This window comes from Gammaproteobacteria bacterium (assembly GCA_041395725.1).
GTDB lineage: Bacteria > Pseudomonadota > Gammaproteobacteria > Pseudomonadales > Pseudohongiellaceae > NORP240.
In genome coordinates this window covers 4,886,223-4,911,033 of sequence record JAWKZW010000001.1, presented here as the reverse complement: position 1 = coordinate 4,911,033, position 24,811 = coordinate 4,886,223, and the positions used below count along the sequence as shown (strand labels likewise).

Annotated in this window: 18 protein-coding genes and 1 pseudogene; 9 read left to right on the top strand and 10 right to left on the bottom strand. The window is 49.4% G+C overall.

Annotated elements, in window-relative coordinates; genetic code table 11:
• The first annotated feature begins 1 nt into the window (after position 1).
• Complete coding sequence (locus R3F50_21615) at positions 2-511, top strand: tetratricopeptide repeat protein (protein ID MEZ5492883.1); 510 nt, start codon at positions 2-4, stop codon at positions 509-511.
• Positions 512-585: 74 nt separating this feature from the next.
• Entirely contained in the window at positions 586-1,413 is an 828-nt protein-coding gene (locus R3F50_21610) for an HAD family hydrolase (protein MEZ5492882.1), read from the top strand.
• A gap of 38 nt (positions 1,414-1,451) precedes the next feature.
• On the opposite strand, the gene R3F50_21605 is transcribed toward R3F50_21610, so the two are convergent.
• Entirely contained in the window at positions 1,452-1,673 is a 222-nt protein-coding gene (locus R3F50_21605) for a hypothetical protein (protein ID MEZ5492881.1), read from the bottom strand.
• 330 nt (positions 1,674-2,003) lie between these two features.
• Positions 2,004-2,483 carry a DUF3465 domain-containing protein gene (locus tag R3F50_21600; GenBank protein ID MEZ5492880.1) on the bottom strand — a complete coding sequence of 160 codons (480 nt, stop codon included), beginning with the start codon at positions 2,481-2,483 and terminating at the stop codon, positions 2,004-2,006.
• Positions 2,484-2,618: 135 nt separating this feature from the next.
• On the opposite strand from R3F50_21600, the gene R3F50_21595 reads away from it, so the two are divergent.
• Entirely contained in the window at positions 2,619-3,410 is a 792-nt protein-coding gene (locus tag R3F50_21595) for an NERD domain-containing protein (protein ID MEZ5492879.1), read from the top strand.
• A 198-nt stretch (positions 3,411-3,608) separates the two neighbouring features.
• Here the strand turns inward: R3F50_21595 and hrpB are convergent.
• A pseudogene (hrpB, locus tag R3F50_21590) lies at positions 3,609-6,155 on the bottom strand (ATP-dependent helicase HrpB).
• Positions 6,156-6,323: 168 nt separating this feature from the next.
• Between hrpB and R3F50_21585 the strand changes: the two are divergent.
• Positions 6,324-7,076 carry a class II aldolase/adducin family protein gene (locus R3F50_21585; protein MEZ5492878.1) on the top strand — a complete coding sequence of 251 codons (753 nt, stop codon included), beginning with the start codon at positions 6,324-6,326 and terminating at the stop codon, positions 7,074-7,076.
• An 18-nt stretch (positions 7,077-7,094) separates the two neighbouring features.
• Here the strand turns inward: R3F50_21585 and R3F50_21580 are convergent, their stop codons facing one another.
• A complete protein-coding gene (locus R3F50_21580) occupies positions 7,095-8,861 on the bottom strand; it encodes a hypothetical protein (GenBank protein ID MEZ5492877.1) in 1,767 nt (588 codons plus the stop codon).
• 388 nt (positions 8,862-9,249) lie between these two features.
• Here R3F50_21580 and R3F50_21575 point away from each other — a divergent pair, with 388 nt between their 5' ends.
• Both R3F50_21575 and R3F50_21570 read left to right on the top strand, forming a co-directional pair.
• Entirely contained in the window at positions 9,250-10,761 is a 1,512-nt protein-coding gene (locus R3F50_21575) for a Fic family protein (GenBank protein MEZ5492876.1), read from the top strand.
• Between the two features lie 560 nt (positions 10,762-11,321).
• A complete protein-coding gene (locus R3F50_21570; protein MEZ5492875.1) occupies positions 11,322-12,497 on the top strand; it encodes a hypothetical protein in 1,176 nt (391 codons plus the stop codon).
• Here the strand turns inward: R3F50_21570 and R3F50_21565 are convergent.
• From R3F50_21565 to R3F50_21550, 4 genes are all read right to left on the bottom strand, one after another.
• Positions 12,482-13,648, bottom strand: coding sequence for a metallophosphoesterase (locus tag R3F50_21565; GenBank protein ID MEZ5492874.1), 1,167 nt, complete (start codon positions 13,646-13,648; stop codon positions 12,482-12,484). The two genes, R3F50_21570 and R3F50_21565, sit on opposite strands and share 16 nt — an antisense overlap.
• A complete protein-coding gene (locus tag R3F50_21560; GenBank protein ID MEZ5492873.1) occupies positions 13,645-14,238 on the bottom strand; it encodes a hypothetical protein in 594 nt (197 codons plus the stop codon). The genes R3F50_21565 and R3F50_21560 overlap by 4 nt, the downstream gene beginning before the upstream one ends.
• Before the next feature lie 562 nt (positions 14,239-14,800).
• Positions 14,801-15,715: a nucleotidyl transferase AbiEii/AbiGii toxin family protein gene (locus R3F50_21555; GenBank protein ID MEZ5492872.1), complete on the bottom strand. Its 915-nt coding sequence runs from the start codon at positions 15,713-15,715 to the stop codon at positions 14,801-14,803.
• The gene (locus R3F50_21550) at positions 15,712-16,311 is read right to left on the bottom strand and encodes a type IV toxin-antitoxin system AbiEi family antitoxin domain-containing protein (protein MEZ5492871.1); all 600 of its coding nucleotides are present in this window, start codon (positions 16,309-16,311) and stop codon (positions 15,712-15,714) included. Before R3F50_21550 ends, R3F50_21555 begins: the two co-directional genes overlap by 4 nt.
• A gap of 891 nt (positions 16,312-17,202) precedes the next feature.
• On the opposite strand from R3F50_21550, the gene R3F50_21545 reads away from it, so the two are divergent.
• Together R3F50_21545 and R3F50_21540 are read left to right on the top strand one after the other, a co-directional pair.
• On the top strand, positions 17,203-17,832 hold the full coding sequence (locus R3F50_21545) for a hypothetical protein (GenBank protein ID MEZ5492870.1): 630 nt from the start codon (positions 17,203-17,205) through the stop codon (positions 17,830-17,832).
• A gap of 63 nt (positions 17,833-17,895) precedes the next feature.
• Positions 17,896-18,492: a GIY-YIG nuclease family protein gene (locus R3F50_21540; protein MEZ5492869.1), complete on the top strand. Its 597-nt coding sequence runs from the start codon at positions 17,896-17,898 to the stop codon at positions 18,490-18,492.
• A gap of 31 nt (positions 18,493-18,523) precedes the next feature.
• On the opposite strand, the gene R3F50_21535 is transcribed toward R3F50_21540, so the two are convergent.
• Positions 18,524-18,859: a hypothetical protein gene (locus tag R3F50_21535; GenBank protein MEZ5492868.1), complete on the bottom strand. Its 336-nt coding sequence runs from the start codon at positions 18,857-18,859 to the stop codon at positions 18,524-18,526.
• Positions 18,860-18,914: 55 nt separating this feature from the next.
• Entirely contained in the window at positions 18,915-19,163 is a 249-nt protein-coding gene (locus tag R3F50_21530) for a hypothetical protein (protein MEZ5492867.1), read from the bottom strand.
• A gap of 190 nt (positions 19,164-19,353) precedes the next feature.
• Between R3F50_21530 and R3F50_21525 the strand changes: the two genes are divergently transcribed.
• On the top strand, positions 19,354-24,585 hold the full coding sequence (locus tag R3F50_21525; protein ID MEZ5492866.1) for a DEAD/DEAH box helicase: 5,232 nt from the start codon (positions 19,354-19,356) through the stop codon (positions 24,583-24,585).
• Positions 24,586-24,811: the final 226 nt, after the last annotated feature.

The window sequence follows — 24,811 nt, the reverse complement described above, 5'->3', positions numbered from 1 at the left end:
TATGTCGTTACGACTGTCCGTCTTGCTGTCCTTGAGCATTCTGTCGGCTTGCGCCACCTACAACACGGGCAGCAGGAGCGTCGTCGCCCCGGTCTCCACCAGTTCACCTGAGGTACTGCGAGAGTCAACTTCCCCTGCCGAGCAGCAACCCTCGCCAGGAACAATTCCCGGGCCGGTCCAGGATCAGCCGCTACCGGGACAGGATCCTTCCGCAGTTTCCGGGCGCACTCCCGTGCCGCCGACGCCGGCATCGACTCTGCTGGCATCCGTAGACGATGCCATCGCGGCCGGTGACCTGGAGCGGGCGGCCGCGCTCAGTGAACGGGCGCTGCGGATTGCGCCCAGAGACGCCTATCTGTGGTATCGGCTGGCCACTATCCGCTACCAGCAGGAGCAGTACAACGATGCCGAGGGTGTTGCCCGCCGGGCGCTGAGCTTCGCCGGCAATGACCAGGGCCTGACGCAGGATATAAACCTGCTGCTGTCCCGCATCAGCCAGGCTGGCCGGTAAAAACGCGAGCTGAAGAAAATCAAGCACACCAGCCTGATTGAACCGGATCCCGAATTTCACAGTAAGAGTACATCATGAGACTCGTTGTTTTTGATATGGACGGCACTCTGCTGAACGCCCGCTCAGAGGTATCCGCGTTCACCGCCGAAACCCTGGTGCTCATGCGTGCAGCGGGCATCCCTTATACGGTGGCAACCGGCAGGACGCTGCAGGCAGCGCGGGGGCCTATCGAGCGGCACCGGTTTGCGCTGCCGCACATCCTTAAAAACGGCGCAATGATCTGGTGCCCTGAGCGGCAGGACTACAGCCACAGGCACCTGTTGACCCAGCAGGAAGTCTGGCACGTGATGGCAGCCATGACTCTGCAGGAAATCACGCCCTTTGTCTTCACTCTCGAGACTGATGGGCGTCACGCTGTGTATCACGGCACCCTCAAAAATGAAGCGGAAGGCAACCTTGCCCAGTTGTTCGAGGACGAACGGCATCTCCCGGTAGAGCCGCTGCGCAATATGCCCGACACGGCACATGTCATCGCCCTCAGCGGCATGGGGCCCGCCGGCGCCGTGCAATCGGTGATCGACCTGATTGCCGATGAAGAAGATCTGGTGGCCTATACCGGCACGGCCATTCAGGAACAGAATCTGCGCTGGATGGATATCCACCACAGCCGCGGCAGCAAGGGCAGCGGTATCACTACCCTGCGCGACGAATTCGGCTATGACGAGATCATTGTTTTCGGTGACGGGGAAAACGATCTGAGCATGTTCGCCGTGGCCACCGAGTCCTATGCCACCGCCAACGCGCATGCTGACCTCAAAGAGCAGGCGACAGACGTCATTGGTCATCATGATGAAGATGGTGTGGCACATTTTTTACGGAAGCGGTTCGGGCTTTCGGGGTAGAGCGTTCAGTCGGCAATGGAAGCAGGCAGGGTTGCGTCTTAACCAGATTTTCCAGGTTTGACGATGTCATCCTTTGACCCAGCGAGTAAAATCAGGGGTTGACCCACTACGCTGTTTACAAATGGGTTTTCCTCACCCAGCTTGCGGGCAAAGTCAGCCTGCTCGCATAGTGTTGGGTTTATCGTGCGGCCGAGTTGCGTCTCCGTTTCAGCTAACAGCGTGACCACTTCGGAATAGGATAGCGCATCGCCGACGATCATCAGGTCGATATCGCTGGTAGTGCTTCTGATTGCCGATCTGAGTGACGATCAACAGGTTCACCCCGGCGAGCTATTCCAGTTCTCGCTGCACCGGGCCAATGCCCTGTCTGTTATTTGGAGTGTTTCGTTCCTATAAAGGGAGCGACAGCAACCTTTTATGGAACGATCAAGCAGTAATGGGGACACTAATGGGGGACACTAATAGTTTAATAGCTTAACAACTATCTTTTTTCTTCAAGTTGAATTCCTGAGCTTTCTTCTTGCGGGTTTCTTAAACTATTAAACTATCAGTGTCCCCAAGTTTCCTGGCAATGGAGCACCTTTTTCCCATTACTGGTAAGTGCGACCGTTGTGGCGCAACCAACCAGCCACGTGCCGTCCCTGAGGATCTTTATGGGTCCAGTGAATGACTCCACCCTGCGCGTTCCATTCGTACTCGCCGAAGAAATCCACCCGATCACCAGGGGCGATGGACGCGACTCGAGGTGCCAGGTCGATGTTGTGTGCAACTAACAGGGTCTGCCCGGACATCAGGGTAAGGATGAAACGCTGATGACGGCTGCCATTGTTGTCATCGGTCAGCACCCGCGATACAACACCATTGCCTTCAACCTGGAGATTGCTGGTGCGTTGGCTGTATGCGTCGCCGAGAATTCTGCTGCTGTCGGTAGCAGACGAATTAACCTCGCCGGGCGATGAGGCAAATTCATTCAAGCCGGCGTCAAAAGGCACGCCTGGGGCGGTTATCTGGCCCCAGGCATAGACAGCCAGCAGAATCGCGCCACTGATCCAAAGTTTGTTCATGGGTATGCACCCTGGCTAAATCTCAGGGGGGCAGTGTCGCAGAATCGTCAAGGGGTGAATGTTAGCTGGCTCACGGAAACCCCACTATGTTGATGGGATAGTAACAGCCCACGCTAACAGGAAAATTCGAACGCACGAAGCATGGACACTTCTCTCATCCTCACTCTGGTCATTCCCTATTTGAAAACCCTGCTGCCGATGGGCCTCCTGGTTTTTGTTATCAGAAGCCCATGGTTTAAGGGCTATATGGGTGAGTTGCTCGTCCGCTGGTTGGCGCGGATGCGACTGCCGCGGGATACCTATATTCCGCTGCATAACGTAACCCTGCCGACGCCTGATGGTACCACTCAGATCGATCATATCTATGTGTCGCGATATGGGGTGTTTGTGATCGAGACCAAGAACATGAGGGGTTGGATATTCGGCAGCGAACAACAGGCGCAATGGACTCAGAAGATCTACCGCAAGCCATTCAGGTTCCAGAATCCGCTGCGCCAGAATTATAAACACCTGAAGGCACTGGAGGCAGCCCTGGATATTCCTGCAGATCGATTGCATTCAGTGATTGCCTTCGTTGGTAATTGTGACTTTAAGACCGAAATGCCTGCAAATGTGACTTATGGGCGCCAATACATTGATTACATTCAATCATTCAAGGAGCCGGTCTTTTCCGAAGAAGAAATCAGTGCAATCGTGGAGAGGATTCAAGCCAGCCGCTTCACACCCTCAATGGTAACTCATAAGCAGCATGTCACCCAGTTAAAGGCTCGATCTAATCCTCGTGCGGACCGGTTATGTCCTGCCTGTGGTAAGCAACTCGTGGTAAGGACCGTCAAGCGCGGTGTTCGCGCTGGGGAACAGTTCTGGGGATGCAGTGGTTACCCGGCGTGCCGGGTAACGCAGCAATTAGTGGCTGGTGTGCCGGCTAATTGAGTGAATCTGATAACCCATCGCTTGATATCCCTTCTCACGTTTACTGAACATGAGTAATGGGGGACACTAATAGTTTAATAGCTTAACGACTAAATAATTTTTTCCAGGTTGAATGCCTGAGCTTTCTTCTTGTGGGTTCTTAAACTATTAAACTATTAGTGTCCCCAAGTCTTTTTAAACTATTAGTGTCCCCAAGTCTCACTTTCGTCTCGGTTTCGCTCTTCCTGTTGGCACGGCATTCCGTGGGTCTTCCGGCCACGGATGTTTTGGGTAGCGCCCCTTCATTTCCTTTCTGACGTCCTGGTAGGATGTATCCCAGAAGCCGGCCAGATCCTGAGTGACCTGTACTGGTCTGCCGGCGGGGGATAGCAGATGGACAGTGACTGGTACCTGGCCATTGAGGACAGTGGGTGTATCAACGCATCCAAACATTTCCTGTAGCTTTACTGCCAGTACCGGCGGTGTTGCGGTGTAATCAAGCGCGTAACTGGAACCGGAAGGCACCTGCAGACGTTGCGGCGCCAGAACGTTCAGTTGTTGATTCTGTTCCCATGTCAGCAACGAAGTAAGAATTGACTTCAAATCAAGTTTCTTAAAATGGCTTAGCAGGTTGATGGGTTCGAGATACGGCCCGAGCCAATCGTTCAGGGAAGCTGACAGATGTTCGTCGGACACCTGAGGCCAGTCCGTATTTCCAGTAGTGGTCCGGACCAGTTCGACGCGCGCCTGCCATTGTCGAAGTTCCCTGGTAAAAGGTAAGATTTCCAGTCCTGAAGTTTGAACAGTTTTTATGAGGGCTTCCTGCTTGGCGTCAGCCGGAACCTCAGTGAGTTGGCTGCGGCTTAGAACCAGTGCGCCGATCTGTTGTCTTTCTTCGGCAATGAATCGCTTTGTTTTACTGTCCCACTCGACGACGGTGTTGATTGTAATCTGGTCCGCAAGTAACGAATCAAACAGGGTTGCATCTAAAGCAGCAGCCGAGTGAATTGTGTCGCCTTTTGATTTCGCCCTGCCGCCGGCTTCAGCGACGGCCAGCCATTTCGATTCGCCAAGACTATGGTTTTCTGCGATGCTTACCCCCCGGCCGTTCGCTAGTTGAAAACCACCGGCGTGTCGACGCCTGGCAATTCGATCAGGGTAGGCGCAGGCGATGAGATATCCTGCTACCTGATCGTGCTTTATCTGCCCCGCGTCCGGCTCAATTGCCAGGCCGTTGATTTGCGCTCTGAATTGTTCGGCGAGTTGATGGCTACGACGAAACCAGCCACGGTGCTGGTTAGGGCATGTCGATTGTTCCGTCAGGATATCGAGTCTGTCATTCATATCAGGCGTGTCCCGACCCAATGGATCGCGATCGGAGAGGATGCTCGCAAGAAGGCTGGCAGTGTCTGCCCGCCCAATCGATTGACCGCATATAAGCATGTGCGCAAGACGGGGGTGCACGGCAAGGCCAGCCATCTGAGTGCCGTGATCGGTTAGCCGTAGGCCGTTATCAGTGTCGACTATCGCGCCGAGCTTGATCAGCAACGATACTGCCTGCAGCCAGGGACCGCGACCGGGTGGGTCCATCCAGGCGAGTTCGTCGGGGTCATTGATGCCCCATTGCAGAAGTTGCAGCGCAACCGGGGCGAGGTCGGCGTTCAGTATCTCCGGCGTTGCATGAGGCGCCATCTGATCCTGCTGGCTTTTTGACCAGAGACGATAACATTTTCCTGGACGCAATCTCCCGGCGCGACCCATTCTCTGGGTGCTCGATGCCTGGGAAATCCTGCGGGTATGCAGACGGGTCATGCCCGATGTCGGGTCGAACACGGGTTCCCGGGCCAGACCAGAGTCGATAACAACATCCACACCTTCGATAGTTAGGCTGGTTTCCGCTATGTTGGTTGCAAGCACGACTTTGCGTTCACCATGGTTTGCTACCGGAGCGATGGCTGCCTGTTGTTCTTCCAGGGAAAGGTTGCCATAGAGAGCTCGCAGCTGCACGTCGCGGATTCTTCGACTCTGCAGTGCTATGGCAAGCGAGTCTTCCACTCGCCTGATTTCGCCCTGGCCAGGCAGGAATACCAGAATGCTGCTGTCGGGATTGTCAGCCAATGCCCCTAATATTGCCGTAACAGTCTTGTCCTGGATGGAGTCTTTCGGCTGGCTGGATTTTCCGTAGACGATGTCTACCGGGTATTGTTTTCCTTCGCTGCGCACAACGGGCGCCCCGGTGAGTTCTTCCAGTTTATGGCTGTCCAGCGTAGCCGACATGATAAGCAGTTTAAGCGGATCGTCCTCTCTGAACAGCGATCTTCCCTTCAGGCACAAGGCAAGGGCCAGATCCGCGTCCAGGCTACGTTCATGAAACTCGTCGAAAATAACCAGCCCCACATCGACAAGAGAGGGATCCTCCTGAAGCATGCGGGTGAGGATGCCTTCTGTAATCACTTCGATTTTTGTGGAAGACGAAACCCTGGTATCAAGGCGCATGCGATAGCCCACGGTCTGGCCCACCGATTCGCCAAGCAGGTCCGCCATCCGGTGCGCCGCAGCGCGGGTTGCAATGCGGCGTGGCTCCAGTATCAGGATTTTTCTGTTGCCCAGCTAGGGTTCAGCTGCCAGTGCCAGAGGAACAAGCGTGGTTTTTCCGGCGCCGGGCGGCGCCTGCAGAATTGCTTCGTGGTGGCGGTTGAGAGTCGACTTCAACTCTTCGAGGACTTCGGTAACCGGCAGATGATTGTTGGAGGGAAGCAAAGGCATGGTCTTGTCAGGGGAGACGGGGTCGCCCATTAGTATAGCGCAGATTGAGCCTGTTTCTGTCCTGCGCCCTGTTTTGACTATCAGTGAAAACTTAGTAAAGTTCATTTCAGCCTCATTGAGCGATGGGTGAGGCTGCCCCATTTCGTAGAATTGAATCCAGGAGTCAGCATGTCAGAAGCAATCCAACAGCAGAGTGGTAAAGCCAAATATTCCGTCGAAGAAATACGTGCTCGAAGGAAACGTGATTGTGCGCTGGGCTATCGATTGTTTGCAGCGCAGAGATGGGGCGACCTGGGTGATGGTCACATCAGCGCACGAGATCCTGAAAGAACGGATTGTTTCTGGATGTTACGCTATGGTGTTTCTTATCACGCGGCGATGGTATCTGATCTCGTTTTAGTTGGCCCGAATGGTGAGCTTGTTGAAGGTGAGGGGTTTATCAATATTGCTGGCTACTTTATCCATCATCCTATTCTCGAAGCACGGCCCGATTTAATCAGCGCAGCTCACGTCCACACTGGCTGGGGCACACCGTTCTCAGCTGAAGCAAGAAGGATAGAGCCGATCTCGCAGGAATCCTGTATTTTTTTCGAAGACCATGCGCTGTGGGAAGACGAAGAAGTACAGGTTCAAAGTGTTGCAGCGGGGCGCCGGATTGCTGCCGCCCTGGGTCAGAACAGCGCGATAATTCTTAGAAATCACGGTTTGTTAACCGGCGGTGATAGCGTCGCTGAAGCGGTAGGGAGTTTCGTTTATATGGAACGCGTTGCAGAAGTTCACATGAAGGCGCGCAATCCAAAACCAATCTTCGCAGAAGCAGCCCGGTTTGCCAAAGAAGATCTGATTAAGTCAGGCGCGGGACGTGCCGCCTTTGCAAGCATGTTGAAACGTTACATTCCTGATCCGGGAATCGTAAACTGAAATATCAGGGCATTCCCATTATTTCTTTTCCGGCCATCTGATATCCGGAAAGGCCTCCCTCAGCCACTTCGCAAAGTTCCGCTTTTGCTTGAACTTCTCGAGCATTTCCGCGGCCAGGACAACGAATGCACCGTACAATTTTTTCGGCAGATGCTGCCTGCAGGATTTGAGGATGTCGATTGCGGTTTTATAGCTCTGATTATTGCCCTGCCTGACATGGAACGCAGCGACTCTGAAGTACAGCGGCAGTGTCCGGTCGGGGAATTTGTCGTTGGCCTGGGCAATGTGCAGCAGCAAGTCAGGATGAAGCGCCTCCGACTCGGCAAGTGCCAGGGCCTCCTCGGCCTGATCGGAGAATAGATGAATTTCCGCCGCGGTATTCAGTGCCGCCTGTTTCTTTGCCGGACGATCGGCTGCCTGTGATTGAATATCCCGCAGCTTCGTTAACGCACTTTTTCTGATGGCATTTTCCCTGCCCGCGCCAGGCACACTGACAATGGCCTGGTAACGTTGCAGGCTGGGGTCTTCGAGGAATTGCCGCCAGCGGGTTTTCAGCACGGCGTCGTAATCGCCGCCGTGGGACCAGATGGCGATCTGGTTTTCCTCCAGCGCCGCCTGGCTGTGATAAGGTTTGTTGCTGTCTTTTTCTGCCTTCCGGCGCCAATACAGCGCCTTGTCTGCCTGGTCGTTTTCCAGGCACAGCGCTGAAAGTTCCAGATAATCTCTGAATCCGGTTGCGGTTTTTATCTTAAGGGCGATCCGGGCTTCGATGTCGTCGGTTAGTTCCGCCTCCTTCAGCAACGGCTGCTGCAGGCGCCAATAGGCAAACTTCTGGTCCCAGTCGTCGCTGGCAAGGGGCGGCAGCTTGTCCCATTCGCGGCGGATGATGGCGATGAATTGCTTCCGGCCTTCGGTGCCCAGCACTTCCGCGTAATCATCCGGAATAGCGGGATAGAGATCGATGACAGGCTCCGTATAAAGCCCATAGAGATAGCCAGCCAGCCTTTCGGGCGACATGTCACTTCGCTGCAGGGTTTCCAGATGCAATGACGTCAGCAATGCCACCGCAGGAAACCGAAAGCCGCCGGAGTCGTCGATGGTTTCCAGAGCCCGCTCGATGCGCGCCATGGCGTAGTCGATCAGTTGGAGTGCCTTGTCGGGCGAGAGCGTCTTTAACTGTGGTGCGAGAGTCTCCAGGACACTTTCCACCGACTGGAAATAATTGCGTACCTGGGCATAGCGAAAAAGATGCCTGTTGTAGGGGATGGCTGCGGTGATCTGCTTTTTGATGGCCTTATCGTCGAACGAGCCGGCAGCAATGTCCGCCTGAACGCGCAGGGCGTTCAGTCGTGGCCGGTCGCAGGCCAATAATTCCAGCGTCAGATCCACCAGGGCCTGTTTCTCCCAGGTCAGAAGGTAGGCGGGCAGCCGGTCTTTCCCGCTGCTTTTTTTCAGTTGGTCCTGCTGCTCGAGCTCGTCCCGGTAGGCCATGGCCGTGGCCACGCAGTGTTTGCAGAAGTCGAAGTTCTCCGAGGCGGGGCAATCGCAGGAGCCTTCGAAGACGGCGGCGGTGTGCCGCAACGTGACACGCCAGGTCTCGGTGCCTTCCACCAGCGCGGTGATGGTCCTGCCGCGGCGCTTGAACTCGGCCACGTGTCCCTGTTCGTAGTAGGCTTTGCCTCGTTTGAAGGCGCCAGGACCGGCCAGTTTTTCAAGGAGATTGTCGGTGATGGCCTTCATGGGGCGCAGGATGATGTTTTCATTTATTCGGGCAATATAGCACAAGTAAAAGTGATGCTGAGTTTCGTTTGTGCATTGGCGTAGACAAAACGCTATCCACTTGATGAAGGAGTTCCACGGCGTTTATCAAGCAAGGCTTCCAGGATTTGCTGCGCGCCTTTCAGCAGGAACTGGTCAGCATGGGTTGAGACGCAGCGGTAAGTGCTTTTTACTATAGTCCCGCATTTACTGGCACTCAGTTTGATGGTGCTGCACTACCCTGGGTTTGAGAAAAGCAGCCGGGTATTGAGAAGTATGGCCGTCAAAATGTTAGCTATCAGAGAAATGGCCGCTGCTCGGTTGAGGTCAGGATATGCGGCTAAATATCAGGAAATATTGCCAATTCCGGCCATTTATCTCATAATCCGGTCAGATTCAGGAAAATGTGAACACTATGCCCACGCCACTGGGGTACAGCCATCTTGTTAATCGCTACTACCTGCGGGTTTTACCGCTCGCGCAGGAAGCTTCGATTGCCACGGATATAAAGGGGCGGGAGATCCGCCAGCAAGGCGGCAAGCATATCGCCCTGTTTGAGCCCAAATACCAACCGGAAGACAGCCTGAAGGGTCATCTGCAATTTGCTCTTCGCTACGAAGGGGTCAATCTGCAGATACTGGCGCAACTATTTGCAAAAACCGGAGAGCAGGACCTTACAGATTGGATCAGTAATAGTCCGGAATCTCGTTACGCACGAACAGCCTGTTTTCTCTATGAGTGGCTTACCGGAAAATCACTACAGGTACAGGATCCGGTTCCATCGCGAGCGAGCTACGTTAAGATCGCCGATCCGGCTCTGCAGCTGGCATTTCCTCAAGGAGAAAAAAACAGTAGGTTCCGTGTCCAGAACAATCTGCCCGGAACACGTAACTTCTGCCCGCTGGTGCGCATGACAAATTATCTGCAAGGGATGATAAGCGCAGATTTGCGCCGTACTACAGCGATGACTCTCGAACGGTACGACCAGGGTCTACTCCGACGAGCAGCAGCATACCTGTATCTGAAAGAGACCCAGTCCTCGTTTGAAGTCGAACGCGAAAAGCCGACGCCACAAAAGGCACAGCGATTCGCGGATTTATTGCGACAGGCAGACACCCAGGAACCTTTGACAATGGAACGGTTGGTGAAATTGCAGCAGGTGGTTGTTGACCCGCGCTTTCACGAATTCACCTGGCGTACACAACAAAATTGGCTCGGGAAAGATTTAGGATACCGACAGCAAGTGGATTTTGTCCCGCCACGCCCCCAGGACGTACCAGGTTTGATGGCAGGGTTGCTTGCCATGGCAACCGAATATCAGAACCTGGGTAATGGACGCATACTGTCCAGCCCTGACCCGGTCATTATGGCGGCAGCAATAGCCTTCGGTTTTATCTACATCCATCCATTTATGGATGGTAACGGGAGAATCCACCGGTATCTGATTCACGACGTGTTGGCAAAAGCCGGTTTCACGCCTCGTGGTATTGTCCTGCCGGTATCCGCCGTGATCCTGTCAAACCTCGACGAATACATTGCGACACTGGAGCAATTCTCAAAACCAGTCAATCAATTGACTGACTTCGACCCCACGCAGCCAGAACTATCAGCATCTGGAAATGACTCAGGTTTTTTCTGCTACCCTGATCTGACAGCCCAGGCGGAATTTCTCTATAAAGCGTTAGAACGAACCGTTGCAGAAGATCTGCAGTCAGAAATCGACTATTTGTTAGGTTTTGATCGTGCTGCAAAAGCCTTGAATGCGTTCCTGGATTGGCCCGCGCATAGCATGGAGCTGTTTATCAGAGTTGTTCGAGAAAACGATGGCACCTTGTCGGCCAACAAGCGCAAAAGCCACTTTGCGTGGATGCGCGATGAGGAGATTCACGAGGCTGAGAGCCTGGTACAGGATGCCTTTGTAAAATAGGTATGCGAAAAATCGACCCGCTTTACATCTAAAAATAAGCGAAACAAGCAGTCCTGGCAGATAAATTTTGGTGGAGCAGGGAGGCTCTGAACTGGTAGTAAAAATTTTTGAATTGTATGAGAAAGGTCTCGGTGGTACTGGCCCTGTGTTGATTGTTGTGTTTCCTGAACGTGTGTATAGCTATTTTAGTCAGCCCTTGACAAACCGAACCCCTACCAACAAGCCCAAATGTCTACTTTAGGAACGTCCCCTTGATGGGGAAGCAGGCGTCTTGAGTTCTTCTTTCAGGTAGTTTTTAGGGAAAGTCACTTTTGCCGTGGTATTAGTTGCTGTAGAAGTGCTAGCCGTAACCTTATGAATTATAAGCGGAATAATCCTGGCTACGGCATATGAATTTGCCATTTAACTTACTCCATGCCCCATAAAAGGGGTTTTCAGGAGTAAGTTAAATGGCAAATTCATATATCTATCGTACGAAAGGTTAGTTCGTGACAACTAAGTTTGCAGATTATTAATTATAGTTCTAGGGTAAGGCATTTTTCTTAACGGGGAGAATTTTTATGACATTAGTAAATATACCTTCTGCTGAAGGACATGATCCAGAAGCAGTACGCAAAACTAGCGAGGTCGTGCAGGACTTGGTAGGTATATGCCATGGTTCCGCTGTTCCATATATTCGCCAAGTGTTAGAGACAGATCTTGTTACACAAGAAGCCTCTCGCTTATTTGAGATAGCTAGGGTAAATCTTAGTGAAATTCTAGAAAATCCTATTGATCTCGAAGAAGGTGAAGAAGAGTACTTGGCCTTGTCCTTGCGAAAAATATCTTCGTTAAGTAGTAATGCGCAAATTAGTGATGAAGATGTGTTTCATTATAGTACTGAATTTGCAAGTGTCCTAATTAGAACGTGGCTGGATGAGTTGCTAGATGTAGTATCTTCTTCCACTAAGCTGAGGTTGGATTCGTCGCTCATCCCGATTGAAGAACACGCAAGGTTCAAGTTTATGCGAAGCTTGCAAGATTCAGTTTGTGTTTATGGAATAGACGGTGATCAGGTTTTAAGCATATTAAGTGGATTGGCATCGACGTTAGCGTCAACAAATTTAACTTATGAAATCTTTGAGGACCTAATAATCGTATTCCCTTTTGAATCAGCAGATGGCATTCAGGCCATGAATAAAAATGAATATGAATGCTTTGTCCACTCTAAGGATGACATCGCTGGCGAAGTTGCTAAAGCTTGGCTTAATGCAATTCACCATAACCAAAGGAGCTTTAAGCAAGGTAATACTTTGGTCATTAACAATTATCTTGTACCAAATGATTTAAATTTGAAAGCTGAATTTATTGAGATTTGTGAAAGGCTGATGAAAAACTATCCATTTCTCGGGGATTCATGGCCAATAGGAATAGAAGGGTTTGAGAATAATGTTGTCTATCTAATTTTGAGCAATGTGAGGAGATCTTTGCAGCATGTTTTAAATAGAGATGGGCGTATTGTTGTATTAGATCAATACAATAATCAGTATATAGAACTGCATAACAACAGGGTAAATAGAAGCACCATTGTTGCAACAGTACTCGAGCATAGAAAAAAGGAATTGCCCCAAAGGCCTGACTTGCCTAGTTACGATATATTAGGTTGCTTTAGTACTGCCGTCGCAGCAGTAACAGACTTACAGCAAATCCAATCTGTAGAAGCGCCAACTCAAATTAATTATCAGGGTGAGATGTGAATTATCTCGTAAAGGACTTGTCCGTGACTGCTATTAATTGGTACGAATTTATATTCTCCAATTCCATTGTTTCTAGCCGCAATGAATCGTTGTACTGCAACAGTACCTGGAAAATTTTCAACAGAGTAAAATGCCAACAATTGTGCTTGTTGGGCATAAGGGCCTGCTTTACCGCTAAAATTTCTTTGACTTAGCGAGCCAATAACTAATTGACATTGGCCTTCTTTGAGAGGTGGATATAAGCAATTCGAAACATTCCCAGGCAACATGCCAAGTGGGGGGAATATTGAGTGTGTGTGCCCGCTGAGTACTAGTTGAAAATGAGGATTTCGAATTCCCCCAATGCCGCCAGACAAATACTCTGCCACTCTAACGTCGTTGACTAAGCTCATGCTAAATCTCGGCTTCTTGGCCGGAAAATGCACAGGATGATGTGTTAGCGCTATCCTTATATGCTTGTTAAGTTCGCTACCTTGGGAACTTTGTACTAGGTTGTGTAAAGTTGTAAGTTGAGCTTCAGGCAATGGATTGCCGTTGTGTTTTTTCCAGTACATGTCCTCTTCAACTCTACCTAAAGCTGCAATATTTTCGTGCCAAGGGAGATGGACTACCGAGTTTAGATTAAATAACTGAAGTTCAGAGTTCGAGTTTGGAATTCTAAAAATATAGGGGCCTTCTGGGAATTCAGTTTTAAAGTAACTATTTCTAAAGACTTCCCGTCTTGTGGCAAGTGTTGAAGGTAGTGTTCCAAAAGGATGTTGTCCGGGCCAAGAGTCATGGTTGCCATATATTTGAATCAGCTTGTCCGCACTAATAATGTCCCTAAAATTATTCAATGACTGTTGAGCTAGAATTAGGGAGTTATCATCGCCCCAGTTTGACATATCCCCGGTATCAACAATCCACTTGACAACATTCGGGAAGTACTCATTAACCTTAGAGTCTAAGAACTTTTCAAACTCTTCAATTGCTTTTGGATCTGATTCAGCGATCCCATCATCATGATTCTCAGGGGAAAAATGTCTGTAGACAATACTTCCCAATCTATTTAACCTCGTATCATCAGCGCTGTAATCCTTTGATACGACATGCATATCTGAAACATGCACAATTAGTAAAAATGGATCAGAATACTTAGGTATTGAATTCATGGTTTGTACTTTTCTTTTACAATCTGAGTAAAACTGTCACCAAAAATGGATTGAAGTTTTTTGCTCAGTTTTTTCCTTAATCTACTAATCCTTTGTCGTTCAAGCGTCGAGTAGGGATGGTCATCTTTTCTAGCTTCGATTGTAGTTAGAAGAAGATCTTGGTCTTCTTTAGGCAATGATTCTATAAGTTTCACAGTTTCGATTAGTATTCTACTTGCTGATAAATGTCTCTCGTTGTTCGATAAGCTTGACTGGGACTCAAGGTTTTCAACGTCGTAGTTTGAAATCCACCGGTTACGTGATCTCAGAAAGTCAATTGCTCTACGTTTAGCAATTAAGTATGCCAGTCTAGAAAAATGACTTTCGCTTTTACTTCCAATATTGCTATTGGGTGGGTCATACCATTCGCTTGGTAACTCCGTTGAGTTTTTATCAACATAACTTAAGATATCGGCGATAGATTCATGAGCTAAGTCGTCTATATCTGCGCCTAAATTAGGGAAATGCAGCAGCAAATAGGTGCGAATATTTTCACGCGTCTTGGGTACTTGAGAAGCCACCCAAGTTTCCTTTAAGTCAGCATTTGACAAGTAATTTTTCCCGGTCGCCGTCAATCCAAATTATTAGTTTGAATTCTATGTGAATGGATTATTCTATTCGAATGTCAATTAAAGTTGATCTATTCATGGGGCTATTTCGTCAAGCATTGCTTATTCTAAGAATCAAGAGTATAGGTACGTTCGGCAATATTCCCACCAATTCTATGGTATTTCAACAAGTTTGCGGATCAAGTCAATTCTTAAAGAAAAATATTTTCACTATAATATTACTGATATAATAAGACTTGAACCGCTCAGTTAATCTGCTGAGTTTTCCGCACTTTTAGTCTTATCAATTTCTGGGTTGTTGGAATTTATGTTGCATTAATTCATTGCCAGGATAGTCATCCAACTAAACTGGTTTATAGCTGCCATCTCTCGAATCCTTTCTATAAAAATTGATATTCGCTGTTCGCGAACAGCGAATAGAAAATAGCGCTGTTTTGAGTTATGGCAAGCCCATTTCCACCAGTACAGCGCTGATGTTCTGTTGCTTTAACTCGACTGACCCTGGTGAGATCAGCGGCAGGCATGGGTTGGGCTCTGAGCAGTATCAATCCGCCAGTGATGACCAAGGGCCGCCGGCTGGCCAGTGTTGTTGATAGTCAGTGTCAGCGTTCGCTGCCGAGATGACTGGAAGTAGAAAATCTCGAAGTGACGTCACTACGTCGTCCAGGCGGAGCGCTTCGAGTTTATTTTTTCTGACGAACGCCTGCCACTGCATTTGCTTCTGTTCGTCTTGCGCAAAACTGTCGGTCAGACCGAAGGGTGCCTCTGCGCGCAGCTCTGTCCCACGTCGATCGAAGGTCGCCCGAATCGCTTGTCGCAAAGTGTCGCCGTCAAATTCGCTGTGCCGCGACAGGATCCAGAGGTCGAAATAGTCTTTCATTCGGCTGTTGGCAATGCCGAGAGAGGCCAATGCTTGCAGCTTTTCTGCCACCACGGTGTAGCGCGGATAAACGCGCAATTTCGGAGCCGTGAACTCCGCGAGCATCACGGGATACTGGACCTCCTCCGGTCCTGGAGTCACGGCGTCGCCGAAACCAATGTCAATCTGGATCGGGCAGCGTGCGCCATCGATCAGTCCGAGCAGGGTGACACGAACGCCGCCGTAGTTGGCCTCCTTGCGTATCTCTGCTGCATGGACAGTCTCTGAAAGAAATGTCACCCCGTCGTCAGTGTCTAGCGAGCAGATATCCTTGAAGACGGCCTCAAGTCGCGGCAAATCGGCTGGACCAAAGCCCAGGAAGTCCGCATCCCGTGTTGGCCGGTGTGGGATGTCGAACCACAAGTCGAACAGCAGCGCGCCTTTCAACACGAACTGGTCAGCATGGGATGAGACGCTGAGTCGATACAGCAACCGCTCAAGGGCGTAACGGGTCAAGACCAGATTGAAGTCTTGCCGTGTCTCGCGGGCGCGGTTGAGCAGGCGAGCGCGAACTGACGCAGCCGTGTTGCGCTGATTCATGGCAGGCTTTCCATATAGGGACGCATGACATTCGCCACCCGGCACAGTGTGGCATAGCGCCAGAGTTCGTCCATGCTCACGCGCTTGGCTCGCCATGCCTCCTGTAGCGCTTCCATCGCGACATCGAGACCGACCTTGTTGCGGAACTTGAAACAGTCAGCCACGGTGCGGGCGACGTTGGTTACCCGAACGGTCACACCGTCGATCTGGTGCTCTTCGATGCCTTCGGTCAGTGCGGCCCCCGAGAAGCGCACGATACGCAGTGGAGGATAGTCCATCTTAGGTGCTCGCGCCTTGTTTGGAATCGCCAGCCAGACTTCGAATGGTGACTGCGTGGTCAGGTTGTGTACCCGCAGCGCCGACAGAAGGCAGACAATGGCCTGCGGATGTTTGCGTGCCACTTCGGCCAGCATGCCATGTTCGGACACCTTGCGATCAGGAAGGGCATAAAGACCGCGGCTCACGCGGGTGAGCAGCCCCTGCCGGACCAGCCGTGTGAGAGCGATACTGGGCAGACCCAGCGCATCGAGATCGCGAGGGCGTATGAGGCCGCGTTGCGCTGCAAGTTCCAGGATTGTCTGGTATGAGCTTTCCATGGCCGCATGATGTTGCATATCGTAGGTAAAAGTCAATATATACCTACATAATGCAACATTCTAGATAGCAGAATCAAGCAGTGAAAATGTTGAGATAGCAAGAGCCCAACTCTCCGGTTAACTGATTGAATTAGGTGGAATCATACTTTAATTAGAATTTATGATGTGTAGCAGCTTGTTGCATAAAGGATTGTTGCACTTGCTTCTAAAAATACGCTAAGTAGTATGTTGCGAGCTGTCCTTTTAGGAAGTTTGTAGTGCCAGTTTGAGTGTCTCAGCTGGTTCCCGTTGCAGATGATCTTTTGGATCTCTCCGGGTGACCAAATTAACAGCTGGAGGCACTATGTCTAAATCTAGAAAATCCCTTAAAAAATTCCGAACGATCGCCTTTCATAACCAGGGAGGCCGCTGTTTCTACTGTGAATCGCCGATGTGGTTGGAGAACCCATCTGCGTTTGCGGAACAGTACTGCATCTCAATGAATCGGGCGCACCAACTCCGGTGCACCGGAGAGCACCTGGTTGCACATTCCGCTGGTGGTGTCGCAAATACTAAGAATATTGCCGCTGTTTGTTATTTCTGTAACCGGAAGCGCCATCAGAGAAAGACAAATAAATCACCTGAGCAATACAGATCATTTGTGCGATTGCGTCTGGCAAAAGGGCGCTGGAACACGAGATTACTGATCTAATCGGAACATTGACCTAATTTGACTCAGCTCACGGAAATGCCCTGATAATAGTGGGATTCTGGCGCATTATTGCGGCTATGCATTAATGCGAGTATGGCAACGGCCAATTCTCTGCTGATTCCAATGCTCTTAACAAGCCTGAGGTTTCTTATACCCTTGTATATTTTTTTAGTTGTCATTAAATCTAGCTGGAGCACATTGTGAAATCTAGGAACTTAGCTACAACTTCGGTAATTATCGTTACGAATTACACGATAGCAAAAGACCCTTCTGGAAAGTATCTGCATAGTTTCACGCCCGAGAATACTCAAACGCGATATCAGTTTCTTGCTAATCGAGAACCACTTTTAGAAGAAGGAGAGAGATATAATATTGGCTATGAAGTTGTTGGTGGCATCAATTGGGTGGATATATCAGCAATCTCGAAAGCGGACGAAGTTCAACCAAGAGTGAGTCACTATTTCGCACGTACTGTTGGTGAGCAGATCCGCTCTGTTGAAACTGAAAAATCGAACTCTCGCGTTATTCATAATGCAAACGACGGTCCTTATCTGGGGAAGAAATATGCCTGGCGTGTTTATGGCATGGCAGTAGCACGAAATACATTTGATACGTATATGGATGCCATTCGCCATCCGAGCGTATCTTGCGTCACCGATGGAACCCCGTCTATTGCATATAAAGATTCTGGAATTGATAGCGCTATGGATGAGCTTATTCAGTCGTGCATCAAAGTAGGCCATACAGGCAATAGATTTTCTTCAACACTGCTACCCAAGAAAAAGTGGTTTCAAGTAAAAGGCTTGTCAGCAATAACGGATAAAAAATGATACTTACCAAACGCAGGTAGTTCAGCAGCTTCGCGGATCGGAGTTTCTTTGTCTGGCTAATTAGTGAAAAAGGACCTATATAAAATCTACAAGCTCATTCGTCAGCGCGCGGATCGAGATCCCGCGAGTCGAATAAAGAACGAGATGGCATTGCTCGCTAAGGATTTAGTAAAGGGCGGCTACTCAGTCGAAAAGATGCTGGAATTATCGAATGACTTGTATTTACTTGAAAAACAGCTTCCTAGGATCGGGAAGTACTTTTCCATTGAAATATACAGCGCACTGCAAGGCAACAACTTTATCATTAACGTGCCTTACCCCATTGCGCATGCATGGGGGGAAAGTCCAAATAGCGTTGGATACCTATACGTAGCTACCTCGAAAGCCAAGCCTAATCAGGTAAAGTTAGGCGCAACCACTCTTACTCCTCGAAAGCGGTTAGATAAGTATAGTCACCGATACGGGTACGAAGTCGAATTGTTCTGGCAGATGAAGGTGCGTATGCCATTTAAGTTGGAAAAAATTGTTGCTTCCAAGGTCGCCGGCTCCAGGGTATCAGGGTTAACGGATGGTGACTCTAATGAATGGTATCATTTGACTCCCGACAAATTGCTGCTAGAAGTCGAGACGGAGCTAAAACCTCCACATCTGATGATATGAAACTCTTAGTTCGATTCTAATGTACACTCGACTAGTCGGGCACCGGAAAATAAATTCCTCCCCAGTCCTCGTCAGTAAACATAATTTCGATGACAATCGGCAATAGCTCCCCGAGCAAGCGCTTGCCGTCAACCACTTGGCTTCTATTTACTTGGCTTGGGTAAGTTGCACCACCATGTAGAAGTTGATTCCTTAAGACATAGAGCCTGTCTAGGATGATGCTGAGTAGGAGTGGGGTATCATCATTTGCCAAAGCGTGTAATGCTAATTTTTTGCCCTGGTCGAAACTTTCTTGCCAAGAATTATCCTGTCCGTTCTGCACCGATGTCCAAAATGGCGAGAAGACGTACTTATTGTCTATCAGCATTCTTACAAACTGACTATATTTTGACCAAAGCAGACTGTGAATTCGTTTTTCAGTATCATGTTAGCTGATCTTTTCGGAAAATACTCTGAATAGCTCCCTTTTCTCTCTTGTCATTCTGGCTTTCTTCGATGCCATAGCACGCATTGAATGCGATCCACAGCGCGACAAGGGTTATATCATCATCATCAGAGTAGTTTTCTGCACATTTTAGCCAGCTGATCGCGCGATGTAGCCTCACCGCGTGATCTGACGAAAGTTTTTCTCGAACGGCGCGTAACGCATCTCGCAATTGATCGGCATTCATGGCAGCGTTTTCCCGTTATCGTTGCAATTAATGGCGCTTCTAGGTTAATCAAAGCTTAACTCTTTGAAAAATAACTATAAAATAATCTATCTGCCTCCTATCCCGCCGAATTGATAATAGATACAATAACTTAGCTTGGCCAGCAAAAGTAGCTCGCCAGAAATAACAATATTTACAAAACTTACACACAATGGATGTTTTCCAATATAGAAACTCGGTAATTGAAGACTACCGGTCGTTCACAACAAGCTTCACCACCATAAAAGCCCCCGACATCGCGGCCTTTGTGCAGCAGAATTATGATGATGGCCACTATTGGCCCGCTCCACTCATCCAACTGAATCCTGCTTACGTCGCTGGGGATAGTGTCGAGACGCTTGTCGACAATGGAGACCTGCATCCTAAATGCGCAGACATTTTTAGATTTGGGCGAGATAGCTCTGGGGGGCGTGGGTCATCTGCTCAGTTACATAAGCACCAACAAGACGCGTTAAAGATTGCGCAACGGCAAGAAAGTTACGTGCTTACAACAGGTACAGGATCTGGCAAATCGCTAAGTTATATCCTCCCCATCGTTGATGCTGTAATAAAGCAAAAGGAATCTGATCCAAGTCCCTCAATTAAAGCAATCATCATCTATCCAATGAATGCATTGGTTAATTCCCAGCTAGAGGAGTTGGATAAATATTTAGGGCATTACGGAAACAATAAGCCTGCAACGTACGGCCGTTATACCGGCCAGGAAAGTCAGGACGAACGCCATGCAATGGCAGCAATGCCTCCGGATATTATTCTCACTAACTTCATGATGCTTGAGCTGTTAATGACTCGACAGGATGAAGTTGATCGCACAGTGATGGCCGCCGCAAAGGGCTTGAGATTTCTTGTCCTGGATGAGCTGCATACCTATCGCGGAAGGCAGGGTGCGGATGTCGCGATGTTAGTGCGCCGAGTAAGAGAGGCATTGAATTCCGATGTGCAATGCATTGGAACATCAGCAACCATGGCGAGCGAAGGATCAAGGAGTGAGCGCAACCGTATAGTCGCAAGTGTGGCTACTAAGTTATTCGGAGCTCCCGTTAAGCCAGATAATGTAATTACAGAAACCCTCCAGCGGCAGACACCTGGGAGCGACAAGAAACCTGATAAAGACATATTAGTAACCGCTCTCAACAGGCCACTGCCTCCCGGGAGTGCATTCAAGGAGTTGCGGGAACATCCTATCTCAGCGTGGATTGAACTTGAACTAGGACTGATGCGTGAAGAGGACTTGTGGGTAAGAGCGAAGCCCAAGAATCTTAAGCAAGCGGCTAACCAATTAGCCATCGAGAGTGGTGCTGATGAGGAAAAATGCGAGGGCTTTCTGAAGGAATTTTTGCTCGCCGCCTATCGGTGCAGGGATAACAATAATAAACCTCTTTTCGCTTTTCGGTTACACCAATTCATTTCAGGCGCAAGTAATGTTTACTCTACACTTTCTCCCGAAGGCGAGCGCCAATTAGATTTAAGTGGCCAGGTTTATGTCCCGGGGTCGGATAAACAACAGCAGTATTATGCATTACATTTTTGCAGGCACTGTGGGCAGGAATATCATCCAATATGGTATGAATCCGAAGAGGGCAACTCCTTTCTATCGCCTCGTGATATCGATGAGCGCGACAATAACGAGGAGGAATCCCATTGGGGGTTCTTCATGTTTGATCCTAATTTGAATTGGGCTGAAAACCTGCTGGAGAATTATCCAGAGAACTGGTTGGAACTTAAGAACGGAGACGTTCGTATCAAAAGCTCGTTCAAGAAACACAAACCAGTTTCGGTCAGTGTAAATCCTAGCGGCGTCGTGTCCCCATCCGGTGTCCCGGGTTGGTTCTTGCCAGGAAGCTTTAGATTGTGCTTGAACTGTAAGGCGTCGCATGCAGCTCGTGGGAAAGACACAACTAGGCTTACATCGTTAAGTAGGGAAGGCCGCTCGTCGGCTACTACTGTTCTGACAATTTCAGCATTGCGTTATATGCTGGAAAGAGATTCTGATCTCCAGGAAGACGCAAAGAAGCTACTCGGATTCACCGATAATCGTCAGGATGCCTCGTTGCAAGCCGGACATTTCAACGACTTCGTCCAGGTACTATTGCTTCGTTCCGCATTACTTGCAGCCGTAAAGTCAGCCTCTGGCGGTTATCTAACTGACAGTAACCTCTCGCAGGCCGTGTTTAAGAGCTTAGGGTTTGATAGTGACCGTGGAGACTATCTGGAATCTCCTGATATGGAGGGACCAGGCCTTAAAAGGGCGGAAGAAGCGATGCGCAATGTCCTGGCGTATCGATTGTATTTCGATCTTAGGCGAGGCTGGCGCTACAACAATCCAAATCTAGAGCAGTTAGGTCTTCTGAAAATCAGTTATGAAGGACTGGATGAGCTGTGTGATAACGATAGGAAGTGGGAAAACTTGCCACTCCCAGAACTAAAGAATGTTTCAAATAAATATCGATACCGCGCGTTAAAGGCAATTTTGGATGTCATGCGCCGGGGTTTATGCATAAAAAGCCGCTACTTGGACTTCAATCAGCAGGAACAGTACCGCAATCAAAGCTTTCAGTATTTAAAAGAACCGTGGGCATTCACGGAAGACGAACAGCTGCAATCGAGTTGCACATTGCTGCTCGGCAGCAAGCCGCAAGGGCAAAGCAACAATCCTAACCTAGTTACCGCATCCAGTCGTTCAGCATTGGGGCTACTGCTACGAAGGAGCTCCATTTGGGGTGAAGACCTCAACAAGCTACCGGCTATCAAGGATGACAATTACCCGGACCTCATTACTAGCTTAATTAAAGTGTTGGAGAGTTATGGTCTCGTTGAGGAAGAGGATTTTGGTGGAGGTCTGAAAGGCTACCAGCTTCTAGGTGAATTCTTGCAATGGGAGCCTGGCGATGGGAAGCCTGACAGGGATGACCCCACAAGCCCTTATAACGCGGACAACGATTACTTTCATCAGATATATGCGACTGTCGCAGACTTGCTGCAGCTAGGGCGACGAACATTGTTTGCCTTGCAGAGCAGAGAGCATACAGCGCAAGTTGAACCTGCTGATCGTGAAGAAAGAGAGCGGCAATTTCGCAGTGCGAAGTTAAGAACTCTTTTCTGCTCACCTACCATGGAACTTGGGGTAGACATAGCATCATTGAACACAGTGTACATGCGTAACGTGCCACCAACGCCTGCAAATTATGCCCAGCGCTCAGGTCGAGCTGGCCGATCTGGCCAGCCAGCATTGGTCATTACTTATTGTGCAGCTCTAAGCCCCCATGACCAATATTTCTTCAGTGATCCGTCTCGCATGGTCCACGGTCATGTCAATGCGCCGACGTTGGATCTTGCTAATGAAGATCTCGTTTCCAGCCACTTGCATGCGATTTGGTTGAATGAGACACACAAGAAACTGCCATCGACTGTGAACGCAATGCTTGATATGAGCCAACCTGTCAGTATGCCGCTTTTGGACGAGTACCAGCTAGCAATGGATGATGAAAGTGTGCAAAGGCAAGCTAGTTCAAGAGGGCACGCCCTTCTCTCAATGCTGAGTGATGAATTGAATCAAGCTCGCGGTGTGTGGTTGAGTAATGATGGGGAGCTTAGTGACTCAGCACAAGACTGGCTGGAACGAAAAATTAAGTCGGCATTTCGACATTTCAATGAGGCTTTGAATCGATGGCGTGATCTTTATGCGTCCACAAACGAGCAGCGTGAGAAGGCACATCAAATTAATTCCAATCCTGCTGCAAGTGAGAAAGAGCGGAAGGCAGCGGAGCGTCGCTATAACGAAGCGAACATGCAAATGGGCCTGCTATTAAACGCTGATAGCGTGACGAACTCTGACTTCTCTACCTATCGGTATCTGGCGAGTCAGGGATTTTTGCCCGGTTACAATTTTCCTCGACTTCCGCTTCTCGCCTATATCCATGGTAGGCGAGGAAGAATAGGTAGAGACAGCTTCCTGGCTAGGTCCAGGTTCTTAGCCATTTCAGAGTTTGGGCCTCTCAGTCTGATTTATCATGAGGGGAGCCAATATCGAGTAAAGCGCGTCATGTTTGGGGTGCGTGAGAATCAGAGTATTGAGCAGCAGGGTCTCACCAAGACAGAAGTAAGACTATGCCCCAATTGCGGCTATGGTCAGTTCGGTGCCCAGTTAGAAAATGAGCTGTGTAACTCTTGTGGTTCTTTGGTAGAGGGCGGGATGCGGATTAGCAATCTCTACCGTATTGAAAACGTTAGTACACAGCGCGTGCTTCGCATAACCTGTGATGAAGAAGAAAGGTTACGCCAGGGATATGAGATGCAAACGACTATACAGTTTGCGGAGGCGGACAATGAATTGAGGCGTGTATCGGGCGAAATAGTCAGCAACGATAACCAGGTTTTGATGGAGTTGCAGTACGGCCCGGCGGCTACAGTTTGGCGCATGAATTTGGGGTGGCGCCGACGCAAAGAGAAGTCAATATATGGCTTTAATATCGACACAGTTACTGGGCAATGGAGCAAAGACCTTAATCAGGCGCCAGAAGAACAAAATGATGAAGCAGCCGTGGCGGACGAACGCTACATTGAAAGAATCACACCTTACGTAGAAGATCGCCGCAACATTCTCATTCTAAGGCCCGCTGAGACTCTTAGCGAAGAAGTTCTTACCTCTCTCCAGTATGCGTTAAAACGTGGAATCGAAGAAGAGTTCCAGATTGAAGAGTCGGAGCTGATGTCTGAGCCGTTGCCGAACAGGAGCGAGCGAAATGCCATCTTGTTTTATGAGTCTGCAGAGGGCGGAGCAGGCGTGTTGACCCGGTTGGTGAATGATTCTACCGCGCTGTCTCGGGTTGCCAATCGTGCGCTGCAAATCTGCCATTATCAGCAGTCAGAAAGTGGCGAGTACATAGACAGCAAAGCTGATTGTGAAGCTGGTTGCTATCGCTGCCTTTTAAGCTATTACAATCAAATGGATCACGAGATACTGGATCGCAAGATACCTGAACTTAAAGCATTACTAATTGCAATGTGTTCGGCTTCATTAAATACTTCAAGTGGTCGGCGCGGCTATGAGGAGCAAGAGAAACACCTGGACAGATTCGTCGGCAGTTCATTAGAGAAAGCCTTTCTTGACTATTTGAAAGAGAATAAACATCGGCTTCCAGACGACGCGCAGAAAACAATTGATAAATTTAAAACTCGCCCGGATTTTATTTACCGAGAAAACGATGTAGTCATTTATATCGACGGTCCACATCACGAGTACCCGGAGCAGAAGAAAATAGACGATGCAACAACGCGGCAGTTGGAGGAGGCTGGCCTAACAGTAATCCGTTTTCCAAAAGAGCAAAGTATGTGGTCAGATATCATCGGGCGCTATCCCGATATTTTTGGTGCACGCTCATGAGTGGGGCAGAATTCTCACCAGGTTCAATCGTCACTGCCCGTGGTAGAGAATGGGTCGTTTTGCCAGAAAGCGAGGCTGAAGTCCTTTATCTGCGACCGTTGGGTTCAGGAGAAGATACCCCCACAGTACTAATACCAGCGCTTGAGCCGTCACCAGTGTCTTCAGCGACCTTTCCTGATCCGGACCCATCTAAGGCTGGCACACAGTCGGCGGGGCTACTGCTACG